Origin of the sequence: Campylobacter concisus, from assembly GCF_902460875.1 — a bacterium.
GTDB lineage: Bacteria > Campylobacterota > Campylobacteria > Campylobacterales > Campylobacteraceae > Campylobacter_A > Campylobacter_A concisus_AA.
This window is the reverse complement of sequence record NZ_CABPVR010000028.1, coordinates 1-807: the sequence shown is the minus strand read 5'-3', so window position 1 is coordinate 807 and position 807 is coordinate 1. Positions and strand designations below refer to the sequence as shown.

General features: G+C 28.3%; 1 protein-coding gene and 1 rRNA gene. Both read left to right on the top strand.

Translation table 11 applies throughout. The features are described from left to right. Nucleotides 1–451 (top strand): DUF945 family protein (locus F3H01_RS09115; RefSeq protein ID WP_149725565.1); only part of this gene is annotated, 451 nt, incomplete at its 5' end. A 264-nt stretch (nt 452–715) separates the two neighbouring features. Beyond that, nucleotides 716–807 (top strand): 16S ribosomal RNA (locus F3H01_RS09110); the annotation flags it as partial.

Genomic DNA, 807 nt, shown 5'->3' with positions numbered 1-807 from the left:
TGCATTAAATAATGTATTAGACAAGCTTAATAATTTAAATAATGAAGAAAATTATAATGTTTTGGCTGGATTAAATTTTGATGAGAAAATAGATCAAATATTAGAAAAAAATCCAAGTATAAAAATAGATACATTAAGTTTTAAAAAAGGAGATAAGACTTTAAAGCTAAATTTGGATGCAGCAGTAAATGGCTTTAAAAAGGGAACAAATCAGTCAGAAATTTTTGATAAATTATCTCTTAGTGGAAAAATAAGCGTCGATGAAAGTCTGGCGAATTTTTTTGATACACTAGTTCCAGAAGTAGCTTTTGTTGAGCCTACTTTGATATCTGCTGGATATTTTAAAGAAGAGGGCAAAAAAGTGCTAAGCGAATTTAAATATGATCCAAACAAAAAAGATATTATATTTAATGAAAAAGTTGGACTTCAAAATTTCTTTATGGGTTTTTAAAAAATTAGCCTGATTTTTATCTGCATTTAAGCATCACTTCTATATACTTCACTTTCTGTTTTGCAAAACGCAGAGCAGAAAGTTCTTTTAACTTACAATTGTTAAACTATTAGTCAATCTTTGAAATCTAAACAAGTGATCGATTGAGCCAGTCTATTATTTTATAATTTATAATAGATTAGACAAACTAATAAATAAAACTAAAAGTTTTTTGATTAAAAACTTCATAATAAAATCCTATCAAATAAATTTTGCTAGGTAATTAATATGGAGAGTTTGATCCTGGCTCAGAGTGAACGCTGGCGGCGTGCCTAATACATGCAAGTCGAACGGACAAGTAAGAGCTTGCTCTTATG